Source organism: Aeromicrobium sp., assembly GCF_032084975.1.
GTDB lineage: Bacteria > Actinomycetota > Actinomycetes > Propionibacteriales > Nocardioidaceae > Aeromicrobium.
This window is the reverse complement of sequence record NZ_DAMDLR010000005.1, coordinates 21,797-44,446: the sequence shown is the minus strand read 5'-3', so window position 1 is coordinate 44,446 and position 22,650 is coordinate 21,797. Positions and strand designations below refer to the sequence as shown.

Here is a 22,650-nt window from a genome sequence, read left to right as displayed (position 1 = left end):
CAGCCCAGGCCTTGACCAGGACGCTCACCGCGATGAGCACCATGGACACCGAAGTGACTGGAAAGGCAGGTGATGCCTGAGGGGTCCCAGGGGCCCGCCGTGCCCCGATGGTGGTGTCTGTCACATCGAAAGCCTACTCGGTGGTAGCGTGTGGCCGATCACAGACTGGGAAGGGAGCCCCTGGTGGGTAAAAAGTTCGGAGTTTTCTTGGTGGGCCTGGGCGCATTCGTGCTCGTGCTCGGCCTGTTGTCGAAGTTCTACATGTACGACCGGCTGGCCGTGGTGCCTCTCAACCAGAACACCACGAGCACGTCCGAGACGCTGCCCGGCGCCGATGCCGAGTACCTCGACGTCGCCAACGGCCTCAAGATCACGACCGGACCGCTGCGCTCGGTTCGTGTCGTCACCGGTGACGTCGATCTGTCCAAGGAAGCGTCGGACGAGCTCGACCAGGACGTCGCCGTCTGGAACAGCTACGTCTGTACCGACACGACGTCCTTCGACTGCAAGGAGGGTGTGACTCCGCTCTCGGGAACGAACGACACCCTGGCGTTCGACCGTCACTCGGCTGAGGTCGTCAGCTGGAGCGGCAACGTCAGCGAGTCCGGAGGCGAGACCACCGAGGACCCGTTCCAGGGCCTCTACTTCAAGTTCCCGTTCGACGTGCAGAAGAAGTCGTACCCCTTCTGGGACGGCACGCTGAAGAAGGCCACGCCGGCCGAGTTCGAGGAAGAGACCGACATCGACGGCCTCAAGGTCTACAAGTTCACGCAGACCATCGACCCGATCAAGTCCGGCGAGATCGACGTCCCGGGCAACCTCGTGAACCGTGACAAGGGTGAGACGGTCACCGCCGACCGGATCTACTCCAACGTCCGTACCCTCTACGTCGAGCCGACCACCGGCGCGATCATCAAGGGCGGCGAGGCGCAGGACTCGTACCTCGAGGTCGACGGCGAGCGTGGCGCGACCACGACGAAGGCGACCCTCGAGTACACCGAGGACTACGTCGCGGACAACGTCGAGGAGTACAAGGGCACGGCCTCGCTGCTGTCGCTCGTGAAGACGACGATCCCGCTCGTGGGCATCATCCTCGGCCTGATCCTGGCTGCTCTCGGCGCGCTGCTGATCGCTCGTGGCTCGCGCCAGGACGACGAGGCGAAGTCGGAGTACGCCACCGTCTGATCGACGCAACCCTTCCGCCTGACGCCGCCCCTTCGGGGGCGGCGTCAGTCGTTACAGTGGCGCCATGTCGCCAGCTGCCGCCGACCTGTGCCGTTTCGTCGATGTCTCCCCGACGCCCTTCCACGTCGTCGCCACGGTCGCGACCGCGCTCGAGCGGGGCGGCTTCACTCGGCTGACCGAGACCCAGGCCTGGCCGACGGACGGCGGCGACCACTTCGTCGTGCGGGGCGGGTCGCTCGTGGCGTGGCGCTCCCCGTCCGAGGGCGGCCCCAGCGCGGGTTTCCGCGTGGTCGGCGGGCACACCGACAGTCCCAACCTGCGACTCAAGCAGCACCACGACGCGAAGCGTCAGGACTTGGGTGTCCTGGCGCTGGAGCCGTACGGCGGCCCGATCCTGTCGACCTGGCTCGACCGTGACCTGACGATCGCCGGCCGCCTCGTCACCCGGGACGGGGTCGAGCACCTCGTCGACGCCGGCCGCCCGGTGGTGCGGGTGCCGAACCTGGCGATCCACCTCGACCGCGACCAGGACTCCGCGCCCGACCGCCAGCGCCACCTCGACGGCCTGTGGGCGCTCGAGCCGGCCGAGTTCCTGCCGTGGCTCGCGTCGGATGCCGGCCTGGACCCGGCGACCGTGGTCGGCTTCGACCTGATGACCGCGGACACCCTCGCGTCCGCGCTGGTCGGCGCCGACGGCGAGTTCGTCGCGGCGCCCCGCCTGGACAACCAGGCCACATGCTTCGCGGGACTGCGCGCACTCCTGGACGCCGAGCCGTCGGCGAACGGCCAGATGCTGGCGCTGTTCGACCACGAGGAGGTCGGCAGCACCTCCGAGCGCGGCGCGCAGTCCGATCTGCTGGCGACCGTGCTCGAGCGGATCGTGCTGGCCGCCGGGGGAGGGCGTGAGGACTACCACCGTATGATCGCGGCGTCGGTGTGCGCCTCGGGCGACATGGCCCACGGCACGCACCCCAACCACGTCGAGCGGCACGAGCCGCTGCACCGCATCACGCTCGGCGGCGGACCGGTCCTGAAGGTGAACCAGAACCTGCGCTACGCGACGGACGGTCGCGGCACCGCGGCCTTCGCCGAGGCGTGCGACCGCGCAGGCGTCCCGCTGCAGCGCTACGTGCACCGCGCCGACCTGCCCTGTGGCTCGACGATCGGCCCCCTGAGCGCCGCCCGGACCGGGATGCTGACGGTCGACGTGGGCGCGCCCCAGCTGGCGATGCACTCCGCCCGCGAGACGATGGCGTCCGCCGACGTCGGCCTCTACCACCGGGCCCTCTCGGCGTTCTTGTCGGTGGAGGGCCGTCGGTGACCTAAACTTCGCCTCATGCCTGCACTTCTCTCGGGGCTCAAGGCATGTCTTGCACTGGTCATGGTCCTCGCGGGCCTGACCGTGGTCTCGGCCCCGGCCGAGGCGGCTCCCGCGTCCGTCTCCCTGTCTCGCTCCACCGCGATCGCGAAGGAGACCGTCACCGTCACCGTCCGGGCCGGTCAGCGGCTCAAGCGACCCGTCCGCCTGGAGTACAAGAACGGCAGGACGTGGAAGAAGTGGCGCACGGGCAGGACCAACGCCGCCGGCGTCAAGAAGTTCCGCGTGGCGACCGCCCGTTCCTCCATCGCGATCCGTGCGCGCTTCCCGAAGGCGAAGGTCAAGGGCACGACGCGTCCGGCCCGCAAGAGTCGTGTCGTCGTGCTCCGCACGGTGCGCCAGGCAGTCGCCGTCCAGGTGACCAAGGACGCGGGGACCCGTACCGTCTCGGCGTCGGTCACGAGCACCCCGGCGCGTCAGGGCCGCAAGGCCTCCCTGCAGCGGCGTGAGCCGAACGGCACGTGGCGCACGATCGTCGCAGGACGTGCCACGGACGCTCGCGGGCGCGTCACGTTCGCGCGCTTCGCGACGGACCTCGAGTCCGACGAGCGCCAGTACCGGGTCCAGCTGTGGGCGCGGGGTGGCGCCCCGGCGATCTTCTCGGCGGCCGCCAAGGTCGACTGGCCGCTCTCGATCGACGTCCCCCAGCCCACCATGGGCGTCGACGGTGCGCCGACGGTCTTCGAGGCGTCCACCACCGGTCCCGTCAACTCCGTGCGCTTCTACGTCGATGGCCAGGAGATCTCTCGCGACACCGCCGCGCCGTGGCGCGCCGAATGGGCGCCCGTGCGTGGCCGGCACGACGTCACCGCACGGGCCATCGGGCCCGGCGGCTCGGTGTTGAGCGCGGTCACCGAGTTCGATCAGCCGGGCTTTGCCAGCGACAATTCCACTGGTCTCCCAGCGGGCTTCACGATCGACACGCTCCAGTCCGGCTTCCAGCTGCCGACAGCCTTCGCCGCGACCGAGGAAGGCCGCGTCTTCGTGGCCGAGAAGTCAGGACGCGTCCTGACCTTCATGCGTGCTGGTGAAGGCGGCGGTTCGACGCCGCAACTCGTCGCCGATCTCAGCGAGCGCGTATCCCAGGAGGGCGACCAGGGGATGACCGGCCTGGCGATCGACCCCGAGTTCGGAGACGCGTCCGGCGAACACGACCGCGTCTACGTCTCGTTCGTCCTGAAGGAACCCGGAGCTGGAGACCGGTACCGGGGGCAGCAGGTACAAGTCCTCGACCTGGCGGACTGGAGCGATGGTGACGAGCCGCTCGGCTACGATTCCGACGCGGTCATTCTCGGGCGCTCCGCAGGCCCGGAGTGCGTCACCCAGAACGGACCGTACCCGCAGGACTGTGTTCCGATCATCGGCAACAGCCACACGATCAACGATCTTGTCTTCGACCACCACGGCAAGCTTCTCGTCGGTGTCGGCGACGGCTCGATGTTCTTCGCCGGGCTGGGCGGGCGAAGTCAATCGTTGCGCGCACTCGACCCGACGATTCTCGCTGGCAAGGTGTTGCGCATCGACCCGGAGACCGGACGTGGTGTTCCGGGGAACCCGTACTTCGGCGATCCCGAGCTCGACTCGGTGGACGCGGCTGATCGCGGTGCCTCGAATGCCAGCCGCGTGGTGGCGCTGGGCCTGCGGAATCCCTTCCGACTGTCCGTGCGCGACGACGGACTGGTGATGATCGGGGACGTCGGCGAGGCGGCCTGGGAGGAGCTCAACGTGTTGCCGCACGACCATGGACGGTCGGCGCCCGCCAACTTCGGCTGGCCGTGCTTCGAGGGTGCTGATCGGACCGACGTGCCGGTCTCGGCCGGAGATCCGGATCCCTCTGAGAACCCGTGGGATCAGTGCAAGCTCCTGTGGGAGCGCGGTGAGGCTCAGGTCGTCGAGCCCGTGCACACCTACGCGCACCGAGGCGGGGCATCCCTCACCGCCGGGGTGTTCTACACGGGCGATGTGTACCCGGCGGACTACCAGGACAGCTACTTCTTCGGTGACTACGCGCAGGACTTCGTGCGGACCGCTCGCGTCGACGACGAGGGCGCGGTGTCGGACATCGAGCTCTTCGCACCGGCCGGGGTCGCGGGCGGTCCCGTCAAGTTCGCGCAAGGTCCCGATGACAGGATCTGGTACGCCTCGATCTACGACGGGTCGATTCGGGTGATCGACTACGCCGCTCCGACGTCGCTGGCCAGTTGTCCGGTGGGAACCTTCGCGCGGACCTTCCACGATCTGAGTGACTCGAGTCTGGCGAACGACCCCGCCAGCTACCCGGAGGGATGGAGCTGGCTGCGTTTCGTCGACGCGACGCTCCCCCTGCAGTCCGTCGCCGCGCGGGAATGCGTCGACAGAGTGGACCTGGCCAACACGACCGACCGCCCCCACGCGGACCTGCCCTCGGACCGATACGGGATCCGCTGGCAGGGGCGCCTGCGACTCGAGGGAGGGACATATCAGTTCGCCGCGACCGGCAAGGACTGGGTCCGGCTGTGGGTCGACGACCAGCTGTTGGGGGAGTGGTTCGGCCATGCCTTCGACTTCATCGGCATCGAGGTCGGCAAGGACAAGCCGTTGAGACTGGCACCGGGCATTCATACGGTCAGGGTCGAGCTGGTCCACGACGCGGGACCGGCGTCCGCCGGGCTGACCTGGTCCAAGGTCTCGGCCCTTCCGTCGGTCCACCTGACCGCGCCGGCCAACGGAGCCGTGGTCCGGGGCATCGCCGACAACGGTGTGCGGCGAGGAGCGGTGCCCTTCAGCGTCGACGTCCGTGCCGCGGATGGCGCGCCGGACCTGACGCGTGTCGTCGTCACCGCCGACCTGTTGCACGTCACAGGTCACGACCAGCACGCCCACCCGTGGTCGACGCCCGTCGCGTTCGAGTCCGCTCATGGAGCCGAGCGCGGCGGAACCTACGCCGGGTCGTTCCGCCTCGCGGACGACCACGCCCCGGGCAATTCCGTCTTCCGCATCCGCGCCAGGGTCGAGGACGCCTCGGGCGCCTCACGGCTCAGCGCGCCGGTCTACGTCTGCCTGGAGGGCAACGAGGCGGGCATCTGCTCGGTCTCGTGACGCGGTTTTACGCGAGAGCCGCCGTGTCGTAGACTGAGAGATGCGCTGCGGTTCGGCATGCCCGGACCCGATCGCGTGAATCCTGTCCACACTCAATCCCATCCATCCATCGGAGCCCCTCTACATGACTTCTGGCCTCGCAACTCCTTCTGCGGCCCCGCAGGTTGCGGTCAACGACATCGGCAGCGAAGAAGACTTCCTCGCCGCGATCGACAAGACCATCAAGTACTTCAACGACGGCGACATCGTCGACGGCACCATCGTCAAGGTGGACCGCGACGAGGTCCTGCTGGACATCGGCTACAAGACCGAGGGCGTCATCCCCTCGCGTGAGCTGTCCATCAAGCACGACGTCGACCCGAACGAGGTCGTCCAGGTGGGCGACTCGGTCGAGGCCCTCGTCCTCCAGAAGGAGGACAAGGAAGGCCGTCTGATCCTGTCCAAGAAGCGTGCGCAGTACGAGCGCGCCTGGGGCGACATCGAGAAGATCAAGGACGAGGACGGCGTCGTCGAGGGCACCGTCATCGAGGTCGTCAAGGGCGGCCTGATCATGGACATTGGCCTGCGCGGCTTCCTGCCCGCGTCGCTCGTCGAGATGCGTCGCGTCCGCGACCTGGATCCGTACATCGGCCAGAAGCTCGAGGCGAAGATCATCGAGCTCGACAAGAACCGCAACAACGTGGTCCTGTCGCGCCGTGCCTGGCTCGAGCAGACGCAGTCCGCCGTTCGCCAGAACTTCCTCAACGAGCTCAAGAAGGGCCAGGTCCGCAAGGGCGTCATCAGCTCGATCGTCAACTTCGGCGCCTTCGTCGATCTCGGCGGCGTCGACGGACTGGTGCACGTCTCGGAGCTGTCCTGGAAGCACATCGACCACCCGAACGAGGTCGTCCAGGTGGGCGACGAGGTCACGGTCGAGGTGCTCGAGGTCGATCTGGAGCGCGAGCGCGTCTCGCTGTCGCTCAAGGCGACCCAGGAGGATCCGTGGCAGCACTTCGCCCGGACCCACCAGATCGGCCAGATCGTGCCCGGCAAGGTCACCAAGCTCGTCCCGTTCGGCGCGTTCGTGCGTGTCGAGGAGGGCATCGAGGGCCTCGTGCACATCTCCGAGCTCGCCGAGCGTCACGTCGAGATCCCCGAGCAGGTCGTCCAGATCGGCGACCAGGTCATGGTCAAGATCATCGACATCGACCTCGAGCGTCGCCGCATCTCGCTGTCGCTCAAGCAGGCCAACGAGACCGAGGTCGCGAGCGAGGCCGACGGCTTCGACCCGACCCTCTACGGCATGGCGTCGTCGTACGACGAGCAGGGCAACTACATCTACCCCGACGGGTTCGATCCCGAGACGGGTGAATGGCAGGAGGGCTTCGAAGAGGCCCGCGCCACGTGGGAGCGTCAGTACGCCGAGGCGCACGAGCGCTGGGAGGCCCACAAGAAGCAGGTCGCCGAGGCTGAGAAGGCGAACCTCGAGTCGGGCGACATGGGCGAGTACACCTCCGCCCCCGCGGCCGATGAGCAGAGCACCGGTGGCTCGCTGGCGTCCGACGAGGCGCTGCAGGCCCTGCGTGAGAAGCTGACCGGCGGCGAGTGATCCGCTAGAACGCACGAACGAGGCCCCGACCAATCGGTCGGGGCCTCGTTCTGTGTCGGGGTGTCGTTTCAGGAGTCCACTGGCGCGCCGAACGCGTCGCTCCGGTGGCTGCGGGGGATGGGGCGGAGGCCGAGTCCGTCATGGGTGATGGTCGACCACAGTCCCGCCGTCGAGGCAACGGCGATCGCGGCCAGCAGGATGAGCAGAACGATCATGGCACTAATCCTGCTATCGGTGGTATCCTGCCACCAGTGGCGGGAAAGACAGTGCCCGTCGATATCCTGCCAAGAGGAGTCCCCATGACGAAGGTCGCGATGATCGTGTCCGATCAGGCCGAGCCGTTCGGCATCGGCGTGCTCGCCGAGGTGTGGGGCGAGCAGTACCACCCCCTCGACGACAATCCCGTGTTCGACTTCGTCGCGTGCACGGCCGAGCCCGGCGTCGTCCGCGGCTCCTCCGGGTTCGACTTCGTGATCGCGAACGGCCTCGAGGCAGCCGCCGATGCCGACCTGATCACGCTCGCGGCGCGCCGGAACTACCGCGAAGAGGACCCGCGGGTGAGCGAGCTGCTGCGTGCCGCGCACGCCCGTGGAGCCACGATCATGGCGTCCTGCACGGCGTCTTTCCAGATCGGCTACGCCGGTCTCCTGGACGGGCGCCGCTGCACGACGCACTGGCGCTACGGCGCCGAGCTGGCCGAGCGCTTTCCCGGGGCGCACGTCGACACCGACGTCCTCTACGTCGAGGACGGGCCCGTCGTCACGGGCGCGGGCTCGGCCGCCGGCATCGACGCCAACCTGCACCTCATGCGCCAGTGGTACGGCGCACGCGTGGCCGCCACCGCCGCACGCCGCATCGTGGTGCCGCCGCACCGTGACGGCGGCCAGGCCCAGTTCGTCCGCGCCCCCATGCCGGTCATCGAGGCCGAGACGCTCGCACCGGTGCTCGACTGGGCCGAGGAGCACCTGGCCGAGCCGCTGACCGTCGCCGTGCTGGCGCGCCGCGCCCACATGTCCGAGCGGACGTTCGCGCGGCGCTTCCGCGACGAGACCGGGACGACACCGTGGCAGTGGCTGCTCGGTCGCCGTGTCGCGCTGGCCGAGGAGCTCCTCGAGACGACAGAGCTCCCGATCGAGCACGTGGCCCAGCGCGTGGGCTTCGGCAACGCCGCGACGCTGCGCCACCACTTCGGCGCCGTGCGCGGCACGAGCCCGCAGGCGTACCGGCGCTCCTTCAGCTGCGTCGAGTCCGCCTGAGCCTCACAGCTCGGTCCGGCGCACCTTGCCCGTCGCGGTACGCGGCAGGGCGGTGACGCGCTCGTACTGCTTGGGTCGCTTGGGCGGCGCGAGGCGCTCCGCAGCCGCCGAGCGCAGGTCGTCCTCGGAGGCGTCGCCGACCCAGGCGGCGCACACGCGCTGGCCCCACTCGTCGTCGGCTCGGCCGAACACCGCGATCTCGGTGACGCCCGGGACCTCGACCAGGGCCGCCTCGACCTCGGCGGGATAGACGTTCACGCCGCCGCTGATGATGAGGTCCGTGCGACGGGAGTCGAGGTACACCCAGCCGTCCTCGTCCACCCGGCCGAGGTCGCCCACCGTGAAGGCCGGACCATGCGCCGTCTCGCGCCAGGCCCGGATCGTGCGGTCGGGGTCGTTCCAGTAGGAGAACCGTCCCCACGGGGGCACGACGCACCACAGCTCGTCCTCGTCGTCCACGACGATCACCCGTCCCGGCCGCGCGCGACCGACCGTGCCCGGGTGCGCCGACCAGTCGGAGGCGGAGCACGCCGTGAACTGGCCCTCGGTCGAGCCGTAGAACTCCCACACGACGTCGGAGCCGAACAGGGCGTGGGCACCGCGCCGGACCGGTTCGGGGCACGGTGCACCGGCATGGGCGACCAGGCGGAAGCACGAGAGGTCCGGGGAGTCGTGCTGCTCGAGGTGGGTCAGCAGTCGCTGCAGGTGCGCGGGGACGCAGAACATCGTGGTGGGACGGACGCGTCCGACGGCCTCGCAGAAGCCCTCGGGTGTGAAGGTGGGCAGCACCGACACGGATCCGCCGGCGAGGACCGTTCCGAGCGCGAACCGCAGCGGTGCCGAGTGGTAGAGCGGTGAGACGACCAGGTTCACGTCGGTCTCCGCGAACCCCCACAGCTCGCGCTCCTCGAGGACGGCGGCCGCGGCGTCGTCCGCGTCCCAGAGGCCGGACCAGACGCCCTTCGGACGTCCGGTCGTCCCCGACGTGAAGTGCATCGGTCGGCAGCGCGGCGCGACGTCGAGCTCCGCCTCGTCGTCGCCCAGCAGGTCGTGGAACCGGGCGAGGGAGTCCAGCACGAGGGCGGGGGAGACCTCGTCGAGGATCGGCCCGCGCTCGTGCGGCGTGAGGCGTGGGTCGAGGGGCACGGGGATCCGTCCGGTGCCCAGGCACCCCCAGACCGCCGCCAACAGCTCGATGCTGTTCGGCAGGGAGACGACGACGCGGTCCGATTCACGGACCCCGGCCCGCGCGAGTCCCGCGGCGACGCGCGAGGCCAGTCGGCGCAGATTCGGTGCCGTCATCGCGCCGTCCTGCCGCGTCTCGTATGACATCGCTCACGACCTTCCGCCTGAGTTCGCTCAACCCACTGGGTTCTCGCCCGTCAGTATGGTTGACTGGCAGGCGGCCGTTCCCCCAACCCCATTGGTATCGATGACCCAAGCTTCCAAGCCCGGATCCCGGCGCAAGCCCGTGGTCCGTGACCCTTGGTACGTCCGTGCCCGCCGCCACGCCGCGGTGATGGCCGGGGCGGCCTCCCTCAGTGTCGCCGCAGTGGCGACTCTCGGCTCGACGTCAGGGACCGTCGCCACGGCGTCCGCAGAGACGCAGGTCGCGGCCTCGCAGGGCGACATCGTGACCGAGGCCCTCGACGGGTCGGCTCCTGTTCGCGCCAGCCGCAGCAGCGCCGAGCGCGCCCCGCTGCCCTCGACCGTCCGGGCCGAGGCGCGCATCGAGGGCTCCAAGTACGCGCAGAAGACCGTCCCGGTCCGCGCCGACTCCGCGAAGGACTCGCCGGTCCTGGCCACCATCGCCAAGGGCAAGACGCTCCAGGTCACCGGGGTGACCAGGGGCGCCTGGACGCAGGTCATGCACAACGACCTGCCGCGGTGGGTCTCCACCGAGCTGATCGGCGACTCCGAGCCCAAGCTCGGTCCGACCGAGGGAACGATCTCCACCGCCGCGTGCGCACGTGGCTCCTCGGTCGAGTCCGGCCTGCAGCCCGACACCGTTCGCGTCTACCGCGCCGTGTGCGCCCGCTTCCCGCAGATCGCCAGCTACGGCGGTCTCGCCGGACGCGGTGAGCACGCCACCGGCCACTCGCTCGACATCATGGTCCGCGGCCAGCTGGGCTGGGAGATCTCCGAGTTCCTGCAGGCGAACCGCATCGAGCTGGGCGTCAGCTACCTGATCTACGAACAGCGCATCTGGACGGTCCAGCGCGGCGGCGAGGGCTGGCGCAGCATGAGCAGCCGCGGCGGCGACACGGCCAATCACTTCGACCACGTCCACGTCACCACCTTCGGCTCGTCCGGCACTCTGTGAGGACGCGCTGATGGCGCGCCGTGTCGGGCTGACCGGCGGTATCGCTTCGGGCAAGAGCACCGTCAGTCGCCGGCTGGCCGAGCTCGGCGCCGTCGTGATCGACTACGACCGGCTCGCCCGCGAGGTCGTCGAGCCCGGCAGTCCCGCGCTCGAGCTCATCGCGCAGCGCTTCGGCCCCTCCGTCATCGCCGCTGACGGCACGCTGGACCGCCCCGGGCTGGGCGCGGTCGTCTTCACTGACCCGACGGCCCTCAAGGACCTCGAGGCGATCACCCATCCGGCGATCCGTGACCTGGCGGCACGCCGCGAGGAGGCGGCGGCGCAGGACGGGATCGTGGTGCACGACAACCCGCTCCTGGTCGAGATGGGCGCGGCCCAGGCGTGCGACGTCGTCATCGTCGTCGACGTGCCCGAGGACGTCCAGGTCGCCCGCATGGTCACCGATCGTGGCATGACCGAGGCGGACGCCCGGGCGCGGATCGCGGCGCAGGCGTCGCGCGAGGCACGCCTGGCGGCCGCCGACGTCGTCATCGACAACACGGGCACCCTCGACGATCTGAGCGCCCGGGTCGACGAGGTCTGGTCGACGCTCGTCGTGCCCGCCTCCTGAGCGAACCACGGGCGCCGTCGCGACGAGTCGGTGGCTGCCGCGGCGCTCGTCAGGAGCCGCTGGGGTAGGCAGAGGCGCGCAGCAGGCGTGCGACGTGCGCAGCGTTGGCCGCAGCCGTGCGCATCGCACCGGCCGTGGCCTCCGGGGTCTCGTCCAGGTCGTTGTAGTCGGTGCCCTGCATGGCCTCACCGTTCCAGTACGTGCCACCCTGCGCGGGGATCGTGAAGCCCACGTCGTTCAGTCCCTGGTAGAGGTCGGCGGTGATCTTGTGCGCACCGTCCTCATTGCCGACCACGCCGACCACGGCGACCTTGCCGAACAGTGCCGGGTTGCCGTCGTCGCGGGTCTCGGAGAGCTCGGCGTCGAGTCGCTCGAGCACGCGCTGGGCGACGCTGGACATGTGCCCGACCCACGTCGGAGCGACGATGACGAGGATGTCGGCCTCCGTGACCTGCCGGCGGATCGATGGCCACTCGTCCCCGCCGCCCATGTCGGCCTCGACCCCGGGCCGGACGTCATGGTCGACAACCCGGACGAGTGAGCTCGTCACGTCGTGGGACGCCAGTGCATCGAGGAACTGCTGAGCCATCAGGTCGCTGCTGGAGGGCGCTGGGCTCGGCTTGAGCGTGCAGCTGAGGGCGACGGCTGTCAGGGGGATGTCGGTCATGAGGTCTCCGTTCCGTGCTTCCGTGGTTACCTCAGGGGTACCCGCTCGGGCGGCCTTCACCCGGCGGCGGTCCGAAGCCTCCCCCCGGCGCGTGCGACGGCTTTCGGCGTCCGTCTCCCGGCCCGTCCCGCGCGACCCGTTTCGCGCGGCCCGTCCCGCGCTGCCCGTCCCACTTTTGGTGCGGGATTCCGTCCGATCGGACCGATCGGCCGTAACGGCGCACCAAAAGTGGGGGGCCGGCGCGAGATGAGGCAACCGGACCTCGTGCCGGGCCGGTCCTGACCCGTCGCCGCGACAACGGGCTGCTGCCCGAGCAGACTCCTGTCATGACTCGAACGATCCTGGTGGCCGGTGCGTCCGGGTTCATCGGCTCCCGGCTCACCCGATCGTTGGAGGCGGCGGGCCACGACGTCCGCGCCATGACCCGACGTGCGGGGGAGTACCGAGGATCGGGCACGGCCGTGGAGGCCGATGCCCATGACCGCGCCAGCCTCGTGCGGGCGATGGAGGGCGTCGAGGTGGCCTACTACCTGGTCCACCTGTTGGGCTCCACCGACTTCGAGGAGCAGGACGCACGGGCCGCCGAGAGCTTCGGACAGGCCGCCGGCGAAGCGGGGGTGGAGCAGATCGTCTATCTCGGCGGCCTGGGCCGTGACGACGACGACCTGTCGGCACACCTGCGCTCGCGTCGCGAGGTCGAGGCGATCCTGGGCCAGGCCGGGGTGCCGGTCACGGTGGTACGAGCCGGGATCGTCGTGGGGCACGGCGGGACGTCGTGGGAGATCATCCGCCAACTGGTCGACCTGCTGCCCGGCCTGGTGGCCCCGCCCTGGATGCGCACCCGAACCCAACCGGTCGCTCTCGAGGACGCGGTGCGCTACCTCGTGGGGGTCATCGCTCGCCCCGAGGCGCGTGATCAGGTCTTCGAGATCGGCGGACCGGACGTCCTGACGTACCTCGAGATGCTGCAGCGCGCCGCGAACGTCCAGGGCAAGCAGCTGCCGGCGATCGGGTTGCCCGGGGTGACGTCCCCCTTCGTCCCGCCGGCGCTGTCGACCGGTGTCCTGGCCCTGCTCACCGATGTGGAGGTCACCACCGCGGCACATCTGGTGGACTCGATGGCCAACGAGACCGTGGTCACCGACGAGACGATCCTGGAGGTCGTCCCCGGGGACTGCGTGGGCTATGACGACGCGGTCCGTTCGGCCCTCGCCGAACGTGAAGGCTCGACCAGCGGGTGAGGGGACCCCGCGGCGTGCGGCGCTCGCCGATCGCGACCATGGTGGAGTGGTGGCGAGGGCTGGCACCGTGACCTGCCTGGTCCAGGCCCTGCCGCGGGGACCGGAGGAGAACTGACACATGGATGACGTGGAGAAGGTCGATCTCGTCGTGGTGGGGCTGGGACCCGGGGGAGAGGCGCTCGCCACCGGGGCCGCCTCCGACGGGTTGAAGGTCGTCGCGATCGACAAGCATCTCGTCGGAGGGGAGTGCCCGTACTACGCGTGCATCCCGACCAAGATCATGCTGCGCGCAGCCGACGCGCTCGCCGAAGCCGGCCGCGCGGGCTCCCTGGCCGGCGACGTGTCGGTGGTGCGCTCGTGGCAGCCCGTCGTCGGACGAGTCCACGAGGCGACTTCCGTATGGGACGACCGAGCCGCCGTGGAGCGGCTCGAGGACGCTGGGGTCACGGTGCTCCACGGAACGGGCCGGCTCGACGGCGCCGGACGGGTGGTCGTCGAGCTCGCCGGCTCCGCGGGGAGCCGCACCTTCGTCGCGGACCGTGGTGTCGTGCTGAACCCGGGAACGCGACCGGCGTCGCCGGCGATCCCGGGCCTGGAGGGCACGCCGTATTGGACGAACCGTGAGGCGGTGCAGGCCGAGTCGGTCCCCGAAGAGCTCATCGTCGTGGGAGGCGGCCCCGTGGGCTGCGAGCTGGCCCAGGTCTTCGCGCGGTTCGGGGTCGCGGTCACCATCGTGCAGCGCGGGGAGCGCCTCCTGCCGCACGACGAGCCGGAGGCGTCCACCGCTCTGCAGGACGTGCTGGTGGCCGACGGGATCCGCGTCCTCACCGGCGCGGAGACGACCCGGGTCGCCTACGCCGAGGGCCGGTTCACGGTCACGCTCGACGACGGGCAGCAGCTCGGCGCCGACCGGCTCCTGATGGCGGCCGGACGCACCCCGAACCTCGACGACATCGGCCTGGACACCGTCGGCCTCTCGGCGGACGACCTCGCGGTCGACGACCGGATGCGTGCCCAGGACCGGCTGTGGATCATCGGCGACGTCACGGCCAGGGGCGCCTACACGCACGTTTCGATGTACCAGTCCGCGATCGCGCTGCGAGACGTCCTCGGCCAGGACGGGGAGCCTGCGTCCTACGACGCGGTTCCCCACACGACGTTCACCGACCCCGAGGTGGCGGGCGTCGGCCTGACCGAGAAGGCCGCCCGCGAACGTGGCCTCCAGGTCCAGACCGGGCAGGCCGACATGAGCTCGGCCTCACGAGGCTTCACCCATGGCCCCGGGGCCACCGGACTGGTCAAGCTCGTGGCCGACGCCGACCGCGGCGTGCTCGTCGGCGGCACGGTCGTCGGTCCGGCGGGAGGCGAGGTGCTCTCGATGATCACCCTCGCGGTCCACGCCGAGGTCCCGGTGGATCGCCTGCGCACGATGATCTACACGTACCCGACGTTCCACCGGGCGATCGAGTCCGCGCTCGACGACCTCGGCTCCGGCGCCGCCTAGGCCGTCAGTCGAGATCCTGGTCGGCGAGCCAGTCCGAGGCGATCTTCTCGGCCGGGAGCTCCTCGTCGACGCTGCGCTGGTTCAGCTCGACCAGGTCGTCCTCGGTCATGGCGGCGCTGACCTCGTTGATCGTGCTCTCGGCGTCGTCGTCGACCGCATCGGCCGCGACCGGCACCACGTGCGAGGCGAGGAAGAGGCCCTTCGTGTCCTCGAGGCTGACCAGGTCGTTGGTGCGGATGGACGGATCGGCGGTGTAGATGATCGCGAGCTGGATGTCCCCGTCCTTCAACGCCTTGATGGTGAGCGGGCCCCCGCCGTCCTCGATCGGGGTGAACCCCGCCGTGATCCCATAGGCCGACTTGAGTCCCTTCGGCCCGTTGGGCCGGCTCTCCGCCTCGGAGTTGGCGCCGAGCGTGATCGGCCCCTCGACCTTCGACAGGTCCTCGATCGTCTCGAGGCCCCACTTCTGCGCGAACTCCCGCGTCACGACGTAGGAGTCCTGGTCGGTGGCGTCGGACTGGTCCAGCACACGCAACCCGTCAGGGACCGCCTCCTGCAGGGCGCTGTACACGTCGTCGCTCAGGCGCGCCTCGGTGTCCGCCTCCCAGAACTGCAGGAGCGGGCCGGAGTACTCGGGGAACAGGTCGATCGACCCGGACTCGATCTCGGGGATGTACGCCTCTCGCTGGCCGATCCGGAACTGGCGGTCCACCTCGTGCCCGTCCGCCTCCAGGGCTTGGGCGTAGATCTCGGCGATGATCTCGTTGGAGTAGTAGTCCTGGGATCCGATGACGATCGTGTCGCCGGATCCGCCGTCGCTCGAGAGCGGGTCGGAGCTGCCACACGCGCCGAGGGTCAGGGCTGCGCTCGCGCCGATGGCGATCGTGAGGAGTCGGGTGCTTGTCATGGTGGGTCCTTCGGTCAGGCGTCGAGGGCGACGTCGTGGGTGCGGTGGGCGAGACGTGTGGCGCGATCCTGCGCGACGGCCAGGAGCCGGTCGAGCAGCAGCGCCAGTGCGGCGACGAGCAGTGCGCCGGCGAGCATCTGGGGGTAGTCGCGGGACTTGAGACCGGCGAACAGGTAGCGGCCCAGACCGGTGTCGGCGGTGTAGGCGGCCAGGGTCGCGGTGGCGACGACCTGGATGGTCGCGGCCCGCACGCCGCCGACGAGCACACCGGCGCCGAGCGGCAGCTCGACCTGACGCACGATCTGCAGCTCGCTCATGCCCATCGCACGCGCCGCGTCCACGGCGGAGGGATCGGCCGACTCGATGCCGGCATAGGCCCCGGCGAGGATCGAGGGGAGGGCGAGCGCGACGAGTGCCAGCACGGGAGCCAGCAGGCCGATGCCGAGCATGAGCGCGAGCAGGGTGAGCAGGCCCAGGGTGGGGATGGCGCGGACGGCGCCCACCAGGGCCACGACCGCGCCTCGTCCTCGCCCCGTGTGGCCGATCAGGACTCCCAGCGGGATCGCCGGGAGCGCAGCGACGACGACGACCAGGACCGTCACGGCGAGGTGCTGCAGGAGCCGGATGGCGATGCCGTTTGGGCCGCTCCAGTGGGTCGGATCGAGGATCCAGGCGATCGCCTCGAGGAAGAGACTCATACCGCGACGTCCTGCGGCCGCATGGGCTGCGATTGCCGTCGCACGCGTCGCGGCTCCCACGGCGAGAGCGCCCGGCCGAGCAGCACCAGGAGTCCATCGAGTGCCAGCGCCAGGATCATCGTCACCCCGACGCCGATGACGACCTCACTCATGATGCCGCGCTGGAACCCGTCCGTGAGCAGCGTGCCCAGGCTCGAGATCCCCACCAACGCGCCGATGGTCACCAGGCCGACGGTGCTGACCGTCACGACGCGCAGTCCGGACAGCAGCACCGGTGTCGCCAGCGGCAGGTCGACACGCCAGAACATGGCACGACGGCCGTGGCCCATCGCCTCGGCAGCCTCGCGGACGTGGGGGTCCACCGAGTCGAACGCATCGGCCGCCGTCCCGACCAGCAGCGCGGTTCCGTACAGGGACAGCGCGATCACGATATTGAGCGGCGACCGCAGTGAGATCCCCGCGAGGGCGGGGATCATGATCAGGAGCGGCAGCGCGGGGATGGCGTACACGACGCTCGCGGAGCCCAGCACGGACTGGCGAAGACGCGGGACCCGGTGGGCCGCCCGTCCGAGGGCGACCGCCGCGACCAGGCTGATCAGGATCGAGGGAACGGCGAGTGCGACGTGCTGGAGGCTCAGCTCGACGACCCAGGACCAGTTGTTGCGGAACCACGTCACCGCAGGACCCCGAGCGGCCGGTCGTCCGCGTCGACGATGAGCTCCGTGCCGTCGACCGTGACCCTGCGCAACGTACGGTCGGACCGGTCGGCGCCCACGAACTGGCCGACGAACGCGTCGGCCGGCGTGGCGAGGATCTCCTGCGGCGACCCGGACTGGGCGATCACCCCGCCCTTGCGCAGCACCACGACGTCATCGGCCACGCGGAACGCCTCGTCGATGTCGTGGGTGACGATGATGATGGTCTTGCGGAGCTCGCCCTGCAGGCCGAGCAGCTGGTCCTGCAGTTCGCGCCGCACGATCGGGTCGACGGCGCCGAACGGCTCGTCCATCAGCAGGATGTTCGGGTCGGCGGCGAGCGCACGCGCCACCGCGACGCGCTGCTGCTGTCCGCCGGAGAGCTGTGCTGGATACCGCACGCTCAGGGAGCGCTCGAGCCCGACGAGGTCGAGGAGGTCGTCCGCGGCGACTCGTGCGGCCTTGCGCGGCACGCCGTTCAGGACGGGCACCGTGGCGATGTTGTCCCGGACGGTGCGATGCGGGAGCAGGCCGCCGGCCTGGGGGACGTAGCCGATGCGGCGTCGCAGGCTCACCCGGTCGAGTTCGTGGACGTCCCGGTCGTCGATCAGCACACTTCCCTCGGTCGGCTCGACCATGCGGTTGACCATCCGGAGCAGGGTCGTCTTGCCGGAGCCCGATGAACCCACGAGGGCGACGGTGCGGTGCGACGGCACATCGAAGCTGAACCCCGAGACGGCCACCGTGCCGTCGGGATAGGTCTTGCTGACGTTCCGGAACTCGATCCCCACGACTCGTCCTTCCCTCGACGCATGGGCTGTCCCAACCCTAGGGGCACGAACGCGAACCTTCAGGTCGGTCGTCCGGCGGCAGCGGGGCACGCGACGGTGGTGGGACGACGAAGGCGCCCGCGAGCCGGGACTCGATCCGGTGGAGGACCGGGTCCGGACTCACGGGCGCCTGGTGTCGCCGGTGCGCTGTCGCTGACTACGCGGCCAGCTCGGGGTCGGCGATCTCGCGCAGCTTGGTGATCGCCTGGCGCTCGACCTGGCGCACGCGCTCGGCCGAGATGCCGTGGCGCTTGCCGATGTCGGCGAGCTTCTGCTGGCGTCCGTCGAGCAGGCCGTACCGCGCCTTCACGATGTCGGCCTCGCGGTCGTCGAGACGGTCCACGAGCGCCAGCAGCTGGTCGCGGGCGTCGTGGTCGAGCATCGCCAGGTCGGGACCCGGCGCGCTGTCGCGGGCGATCAGGTCGCCGAGGCTGGTGTCGCCGTCCTCGTCCACGGGGGAGTCGAGGCTGACGTGGTCGCGGCCCCAGGCGAGCAGGTCGATGACGCGCTCGACGTCCATGCCCAGCTCGGTCGCGATCTCGCTGGGGTCCGGGTCGTAGCCCAGCTGGCGCTCGAGGTTGCGGCGGGCGCCGGAGACCTGGTTGAGCTCCTCGACGACGTGGACGGGCAGCCGCACGACGCGAGCCTGCTGGGCCACGCCGCGGGTGATCGCCTGGCGGACCCACCACGTGGCGTACGTCGAGAACTTGAAGCCCTTCGCGTAGTCGAACTTCTCGACGGCGCGGATCAGGCCGGTGTTGCCCTCCTGGATGAGGTCGAGCATCGGCATCTGGGCGCGCCCGTACTTGCGCGCGATCGAGACGACGAGGCGCAGGTTCGCCTGGACGAACTCCTGCACGGCCCGGTCACCCTCCTCGGCGATCCATTCGAGCTCCTCGCGCGAGGCGCGCTTGGGAGCGCCTCCCTTGGCACGGCCGACCCGCCCGGTCTCGAGCAGTTGGCGTGCGAACAGCCCTGCCTCGATCGTGCGGCTCAGCTCGACCTCGCGCTCGGCATCGAGCAAAGGGGTGCGCGCGATCTCGGACAGGTACATGCCGACGCTGTCCTTGCCCTCGAATTCACGGTCTTCCACGGTGATCCTCCTGACGGTGGCTTCACCGGGTACAACGACGTCTGGCCGCTGAGGATTCCGCTCTCAGGACATTCTTGGTTTCGCACCCGTCGCAGCGGTCGCGGTGTCGATGATCCAGGCCAGCTCCCAGGCTCGTTGACGCCACGCGGCGTACCGCCCGCTGACGCCGCCGTGACCCGCGGACATCTCGGTACGCAGCAGGACCTCGCGCTCGGCGCCGGTCACCTCGCGCAGCCGGGCGACCCACTTGGCGGGCTCCACGTACAGCACCCGCGTGTCGTTGAGGGACGTCCCGGCCAGGATCTTGGGATAGGGCAGGTCGGCGACGTTCTCGTAGGGCGTGTAGCCCTTCATGTACGCGTAGACCTCGGCGTCGTGGAGCGGATCGCCCCACTCGTCCCACTCGATCACCGTCAGGGGCAGGGACGGGTCCAGGATCGTCGTGAGCGGGTCCACGAACGGCACGTCGGCGAAGATGCCGGCGAACGCGTCCGGAGCCAGGTTGGCGACGGCACCCATCAGCAGGCCGCCGGCGCTGCCGCCCTCGGCGACGAGCCGATCCGGCGACGTCCAGCCCTCGTCGGCGAGGTGGCGCGCGCAGGAGACGAAGTCCGTGAACGTGTTGCGCTTGGCCAGCTGCTTGCCGTCGTCGTACCAGCGGCGGCCCAGCTCGCCACCACCACGCACGTGGGCGACGGCGTACACGAACCCGCGGTCGAGCAGGCTCAGGCGCGAGATCGAGAAGTCGGGGTCGAGGCTGATCTCGTACGAGCCGTAGCCGTAGATCATCGCGGGCGCCGTGCCATCACGCGGCGTGCCACGGCGGCACACGATCGAGAGCGGGACGAGGGCGCCGTCCTCGGCCCGCACCCAGGACCGGTGCTGCTCGTAGTCGGCCGGGTCGAAGTCGCCCAGGACGGTGGCGCGACGGCGCAGCAGGCGCTCGCCGGTGGCGGGGTCGAGGTCCCAGATCGTGGCCGGCTCGACGTAGGACGCGTAGCCGATCCGCAGGTACCGCGGGTCCCACTCGGCGTTGCCGCCCAAGCCGCACGTGAACAGCTCGGCGTCGAACTCCAGCTCCTGCATGTCGCCGATGCCGTCGTCGTGGATCGGCATCAGCGCCAGACGGGTCGTGGCGTCGCGGCGGTAGGACAGCACGAGGTGGCGAGCGAAGGCGTCGGCACCCTCGAGGCGCAGCTCGTCGGATCCGGGCACCAGGACCGTCGTGTCGGTCGGGTCCTCCAGCGGGGCCAACACCAGCTCGAAGTTCACCGCGCCGTCGTTGTGCAGGATCGCGAGCCGGTCGCGCCCGCCGACGACGAGGTGCTCGACGGAGTAGTCGATGCCCTCGCGCCGGGGCCACACGATCGTGAACTCGCCCGTGGGGTCGTCGGCGTCCAGCAGGCGCACCTCGGAGGTGATCTTCGAGCCGACCGCGATCATCAGGAAGCGCTCGGAGCTGCTGCGGCCGACGCCGACGAAGAATCGCTCGTCGGGCTCCTCGAAGACCAGTGTGTCCTCGGCCGTGCTGCCGAGCTCGTGGCGCCACACGCGGTGCGGCCGCCAGGCGTCGTCGACGGTGACGTAGAAGAGGTGGCGCCCGTCCCGCGACCAGGTGGCGCCCGGAGCGGCGCCCTCGACGGCGTCGGGCAGGACCTCGCCCGTGGAGATGCGCTTCACCCGGATCGTGTAGCGCTCGTCGCCGGCGGTGTCGACGGACCACGCCAGGAGGTCGCCGTCGTCGGAGATGCTGAACGCGCCCAGCGAGAAGAACTCGTGGCCCTCGGCCTCGACGTTGGAGTCGAGCAGGACCTCCTCGCCGGCGATCGTGGAGCCGACCTCGACCGTGGGCGGGTCCCAGTCGTCCGGACCGGCGATCGGTGCGCGGCAGCGGATGGCGTACTGGCTGCCCTCGACGGTGCGCGAGTAGTACCACCAGCGGTCGTGCCGGACGGGCACCGACATGTCGGTCTCGAGTGTGCGTTCCTTGATCTCGGTGAAGATCTGCTCGCGCAGGTCGGCCAGGTGCGCGGTGGTGTCCTCGGCCCATGCGTTCTCGGCCTCGAGGTACGCGATCGTCTCGGGATCGTCCTTGTCGCGCAGCCAGTCGTAGGCGTCGACGACGGTGTCGCCGTGGTGGGTGCGCTCGAGGGGACGGCGCGGCGCGCGGGGGACGGCAGGCCCGGGATCGGTCATTCCTCGACCGTACCGGCCGGGGCCGACACGGACTCTCGATGGCCGGGAACGAGGTCGGGGTCGTCCGCCCGGAGCGTGCGGACGGGCCCGACGGGGGTGTGCCGCGTCTCGAACCGGACGGTCACCAGCCCGAGTCCGCGCCCCCAGACCCAGCCGTCACCGTGCTCGGCGTGGTGCACGTCCATCCCGGGCGACCACTCCTGGGCGCGAGGCGGATCGGCCGGTGTGCGCGGGGCGTCGGGCTCGGGTTCGGCGAGCTCCGGCGCGTCCTGCGTGAACAGGTCGTCCTGGACCCAGTCCGCCAGCCCGCTCACGCCCACGCCGAGAAGGCGCAGGCCGCCGAGGGTGTCGGTGGCGTCCAGCAGTCGCCGCGAGGTCTCCATGATCAGGCGCGGCTGGTCCGTCGGTGCCGCGAGCGTGATGGAGCGGGTGTGGGTGCTGAAGTCGTGGTAGCGGACCTTGAGCGTCACGGTGCGCCCCGAGAGTCCCGCCTTGCGCAGCCGGCCTGCCGTCCGCCGCGCGAGCGCATCGCAGATCAGGCCCAGCTCGCCGCGGTCGACGATGTCGGTCTCGAACGTGTCCTCCGTGCTGACGGACTTGTTCTCGCGATGGGAGCTCACGTCACGGTCGTCGATCCCGCGCGACAGGCGGTGCAGGGAGGTGCCGGACGCCTGGCCGAGCAGGTCGACGAGCTCGGCCTGCGAGTGGCGCCAGACGTCGGCGACGCGATTGATGCCCACATGGTGCAGGCGCGCGGCCGTCGCCGGGCCGACGCCGGCGATCGCCGTGACGGGCATCGGGCCGAGCAGGTCCCGCTCGGTGCCCGGCGCGACGATGAACGATCCGTCCGGCTTCTCGATCTCGCTCGCGATCTTGGCCATCAGCTTCGATGTCGCGACGCCCACCGATGCGGTCAGCCCGTCGGTGAGGCGGGTGACGTCCCGGCGGAGCTCGTCGACGAGATCGGGGACGGCCTGCGGATCGAAGTCCTCACCGGCGGCGAGGTCGACGAAGGCCTCGTCGAGCGAGAGCGGCTCGACGGCGGGGGAGAGCTGGCGCAGGCGGCCCATGACGAGCGACGATGCCTCGCGGTAGGCGTCGAACCGACCCGAGAGGAAGGCGGCGTGGGGACAGCGCGATCGCGCCTCGGCCATGCTCATGGCCGACCTCACGCCGAAGCGGCGGGCCTCGTAGGAGGCGGTCGAGACGACGCCGCGCTGGCCGATCCCGCCGACGATGACCGCCTTGCCGCGCAACGAGGGCTTGTCGCGCTGCTCGACGGAGGCGAAGAACGCATCGAGATCCAGGTGCAGGATCGACGCGGTCGGACGCATGCGCCCATTGTGACGGCCGGCGTCGACCGCCGGACTGTGGATGGCGCGATGGCTGTGCACAGGCCTG

At 70.3% G+C, this 22,650-nt stretch carries 19 protein-coding genes; 9 read left to right on the top strand and 10 right to left on the bottom strand.

Annotated features, from left to right (window positions below; all coding sequences use genetic code 11):
- Positions 1 to 183 precede the first annotated feature (183 nt).
- From RT323_RS02265 to rpsA, 4 genes are all read left to right on the top strand, one after another.
- On the top strand, positions 184 to 1,185 hold the full coding sequence (locus RT323_RS02265; protein ID WP_313404637.1) for a DUF3068 domain-containing protein: 1,002 nt from the start codon (positions 184 to 186) through the stop codon (positions 1,183 to 1,185).
- A gap of 64 nt (positions 1,186 to 1,249) precedes the next feature.
- Positions 1,250 to 2,506 carry a M18 family aminopeptidase gene (locus RT323_RS02260; protein WP_313404636.1) on the top strand — a complete coding sequence of 419 codons (1,257 nt, stop codon included), beginning with the start codon at positions 1,250 to 1,252 and terminating at the stop codon, positions 2,504 to 2,506.
- Positions 2,507 to 2,521: 15 nt separating this feature from the next.
- A complete protein-coding gene (locus RT323_RS02255) occupies positions 2,522 to 5,641 on the top strand; it encodes a PQQ-dependent sugar dehydrogenase (RefSeq protein ID WP_313404634.1) in 3,120 nt (1,039 codons plus the stop codon).
- A gap of 124 nt (positions 5,642 to 5,765) precedes the next feature.
- Positions 5,766 to 7,229 carry a 30S ribosomal protein S1 gene (gene rpsA / locus RT323_RS02250; protein WP_313404633.1) on the top strand — a complete coding sequence of 488 codons (1,464 nt, stop codon included), beginning with the start codon at positions 5,766 to 5,768 and terminating at the stop codon, positions 7,227 to 7,229.
- A gap of 68 nt (positions 7,230 to 7,297) precedes the next feature.
- Here the strand turns inward: rpsA and RT323_RS02245 are convergent, their stop codons facing one another.
- Positions 7,298 to 7,444 (bottom strand): hypothetical protein, encoded by a 147-nt coding sequence (locus tag RT323_RS02245; RefSeq protein ID WP_313404632.1) that lies wholly within the window; start codon positions 7,442 to 7,444, stop codon positions 7,298 to 7,300.
- A gap of 84 nt (positions 7,445 to 7,528) precedes the next feature.
- Between RT323_RS02245 and RT323_RS02240 the strand changes: the two genes are divergently transcribed.
- Positions 7,529 to 8,485 (top strand): helix-turn-helix domain-containing protein, encoded by a 957-nt coding sequence (locus tag RT323_RS02240; protein WP_313404630.1) that lies wholly within the window; start codon positions 7,529 to 7,531, stop codon positions 8,483 to 8,485.
- Between the two features lie 3 nt (positions 8,486 to 8,488).
- On the opposite strand, the gene RT323_RS02235 is transcribed toward RT323_RS02240, so the two are convergent.
- On the bottom strand, positions 8,489 to 9,817 hold the full coding sequence (locus RT323_RS02235; RefSeq protein ID WP_313404628.1) for a class I adenylate-forming enzyme family protein: 1,329 nt from the start codon (positions 9,815 to 9,817) through the stop codon (positions 8,489 to 8,491).
- Between the two features lie 100 nt (positions 9,818 to 9,917).
- Between RT323_RS02235 and RT323_RS02230 the strand changes: the two genes are divergently transcribed.
- Entirely contained in the window at positions 9,918 to 10,808 is an 891-nt protein-coding gene (locus RT323_RS02230) for an SH3 domain-containing protein (protein WP_313404627.1), read from the top strand.
- A gap of 10 nt (positions 10,809 to 10,818) precedes the next feature.
- Positions 10,819 to 11,418 carry a dephospho-CoA kinase gene (gene coaE, locus RT323_RS02225; RefSeq protein WP_313404625.1) on the top strand — a complete coding sequence of 200 codons (600 nt, stop codon included), beginning with the start codon at positions 10,819 to 10,821 and terminating at the stop codon, positions 11,416 to 11,418.
- 49 nt (positions 11,419 to 11,467) lie between these two features.
- Here the strand turns inward: coaE and RT323_RS02220 are convergent, their stop codons facing one another.
- Positions 11,468 to 12,085, bottom strand: coding sequence for an NAD(P)H-dependent oxidoreductase (locus RT323_RS02220; protein WP_313404622.1), 618 nt, complete (start codon positions 12,083 to 12,085; stop codon positions 11,468 to 11,470).
- Between the two features lie 326 nt (positions 12,086 to 12,411).
- Between RT323_RS02220 and RT323_RS02215 the strand changes: the two genes are divergently transcribed.
- Positions 12,412 to 13,326, top strand: coding sequence for an NAD(P)H-binding protein (locus RT323_RS02215; protein ID WP_313404620.1), 915 nt, complete (start codon positions 12,412 to 12,414; stop codon positions 13,324 to 13,326).
- 118 nt (positions 13,327 to 13,444) lie between these two features.
- Entirely contained in the window at positions 13,445 to 14,830 is a 1,386-nt protein-coding gene (locus tag RT323_RS02210; RefSeq protein WP_313404618.1) for an NAD(P)/FAD-dependent oxidoreductase, read from the top strand.
- A 4-nt stretch (positions 14,831 to 14,834) separates the two neighbouring features.
- Here RT323_RS02210 and RT323_RS02205 read toward each other — a convergent pair whose 3' ends face one another.
- The 7 genes from RT323_RS02205 to RT323_RS02175 form a co-directional block, all read right to left on the bottom strand.
- On the bottom strand, positions 14,835 to 15,737 hold the full coding sequence (locus tag RT323_RS02205) for an ABC transporter substrate-binding protein (protein WP_313404616.1): 903 nt from the start codon (positions 15,735 to 15,737) through the stop codon (positions 14,835 to 14,837).
- Positions 15,738 to 15,751: 14 nt separating this feature from the next.
- Positions 15,752 to 16,435 (bottom strand): ABC transporter permease subunit, encoded by a 684-nt coding sequence (locus RT323_RS02200; protein ID WP_313404614.1) that lies wholly within the window; start codon positions 16,433 to 16,435, stop codon positions 15,752 to 15,754.
- Complete coding sequence (locus RT323_RS02195; RefSeq protein ID WP_313404611.1) at positions 16,432 to 17,112, bottom strand: ABC transporter permease subunit; 681 nt, start codon at positions 17,110 to 17,112, stop codon at positions 16,432 to 16,434. The genes RT323_RS02200 and RT323_RS02195 overlap by 4 nt, the downstream gene beginning before the upstream one ends.
- Complete coding sequence (locus RT323_RS02190; protein WP_396171757.1) at positions 17,109 to 17,921, bottom strand: ABC transporter ATP-binding protein; 813 nt, start codon at positions 17,919 to 17,921, stop codon at positions 17,109 to 17,111. Before RT323_RS02190 ends, RT323_RS02195 begins: the two co-directional genes overlap by 4 nt.
- Before the next feature lie 196 nt (positions 17,922 to 18,117).
- Positions 18,118 to 19,014, bottom strand: a complete 897-nt coding sequence (locus RT323_RS02185; protein WP_313404711.1) for a sigma-70 family RNA polymerase sigma factor — start codon at positions 19,012 to 19,014, stop codon at positions 18,118 to 18,120.
- 102 nt (positions 19,015 to 19,116) lie between these two features.
- Positions 19,117 to 21,249 carry a S9 family peptidase gene (locus RT323_RS02180; protein WP_313404609.1) on the bottom strand — a complete coding sequence of 711 codons (2,133 nt, stop codon included), beginning with the start codon at positions 21,247 to 21,249 and terminating at the stop codon, positions 19,117 to 19,119.
- Positions 21,246 to 22,583 carry a DNA polymerase IV gene (locus tag RT323_RS02175; protein WP_313404607.1) on the bottom strand — a complete coding sequence of 446 codons (1,338 nt, stop codon included), beginning with the start codon at positions 22,581 to 22,583 and terminating at the stop codon, positions 21,246 to 21,248. Before RT323_RS02175 ends, RT323_RS02180 begins: the two co-directional genes overlap by 4 nt.
- Positions 22,584 to 22,650 lie beyond the last annotated feature (67 nt).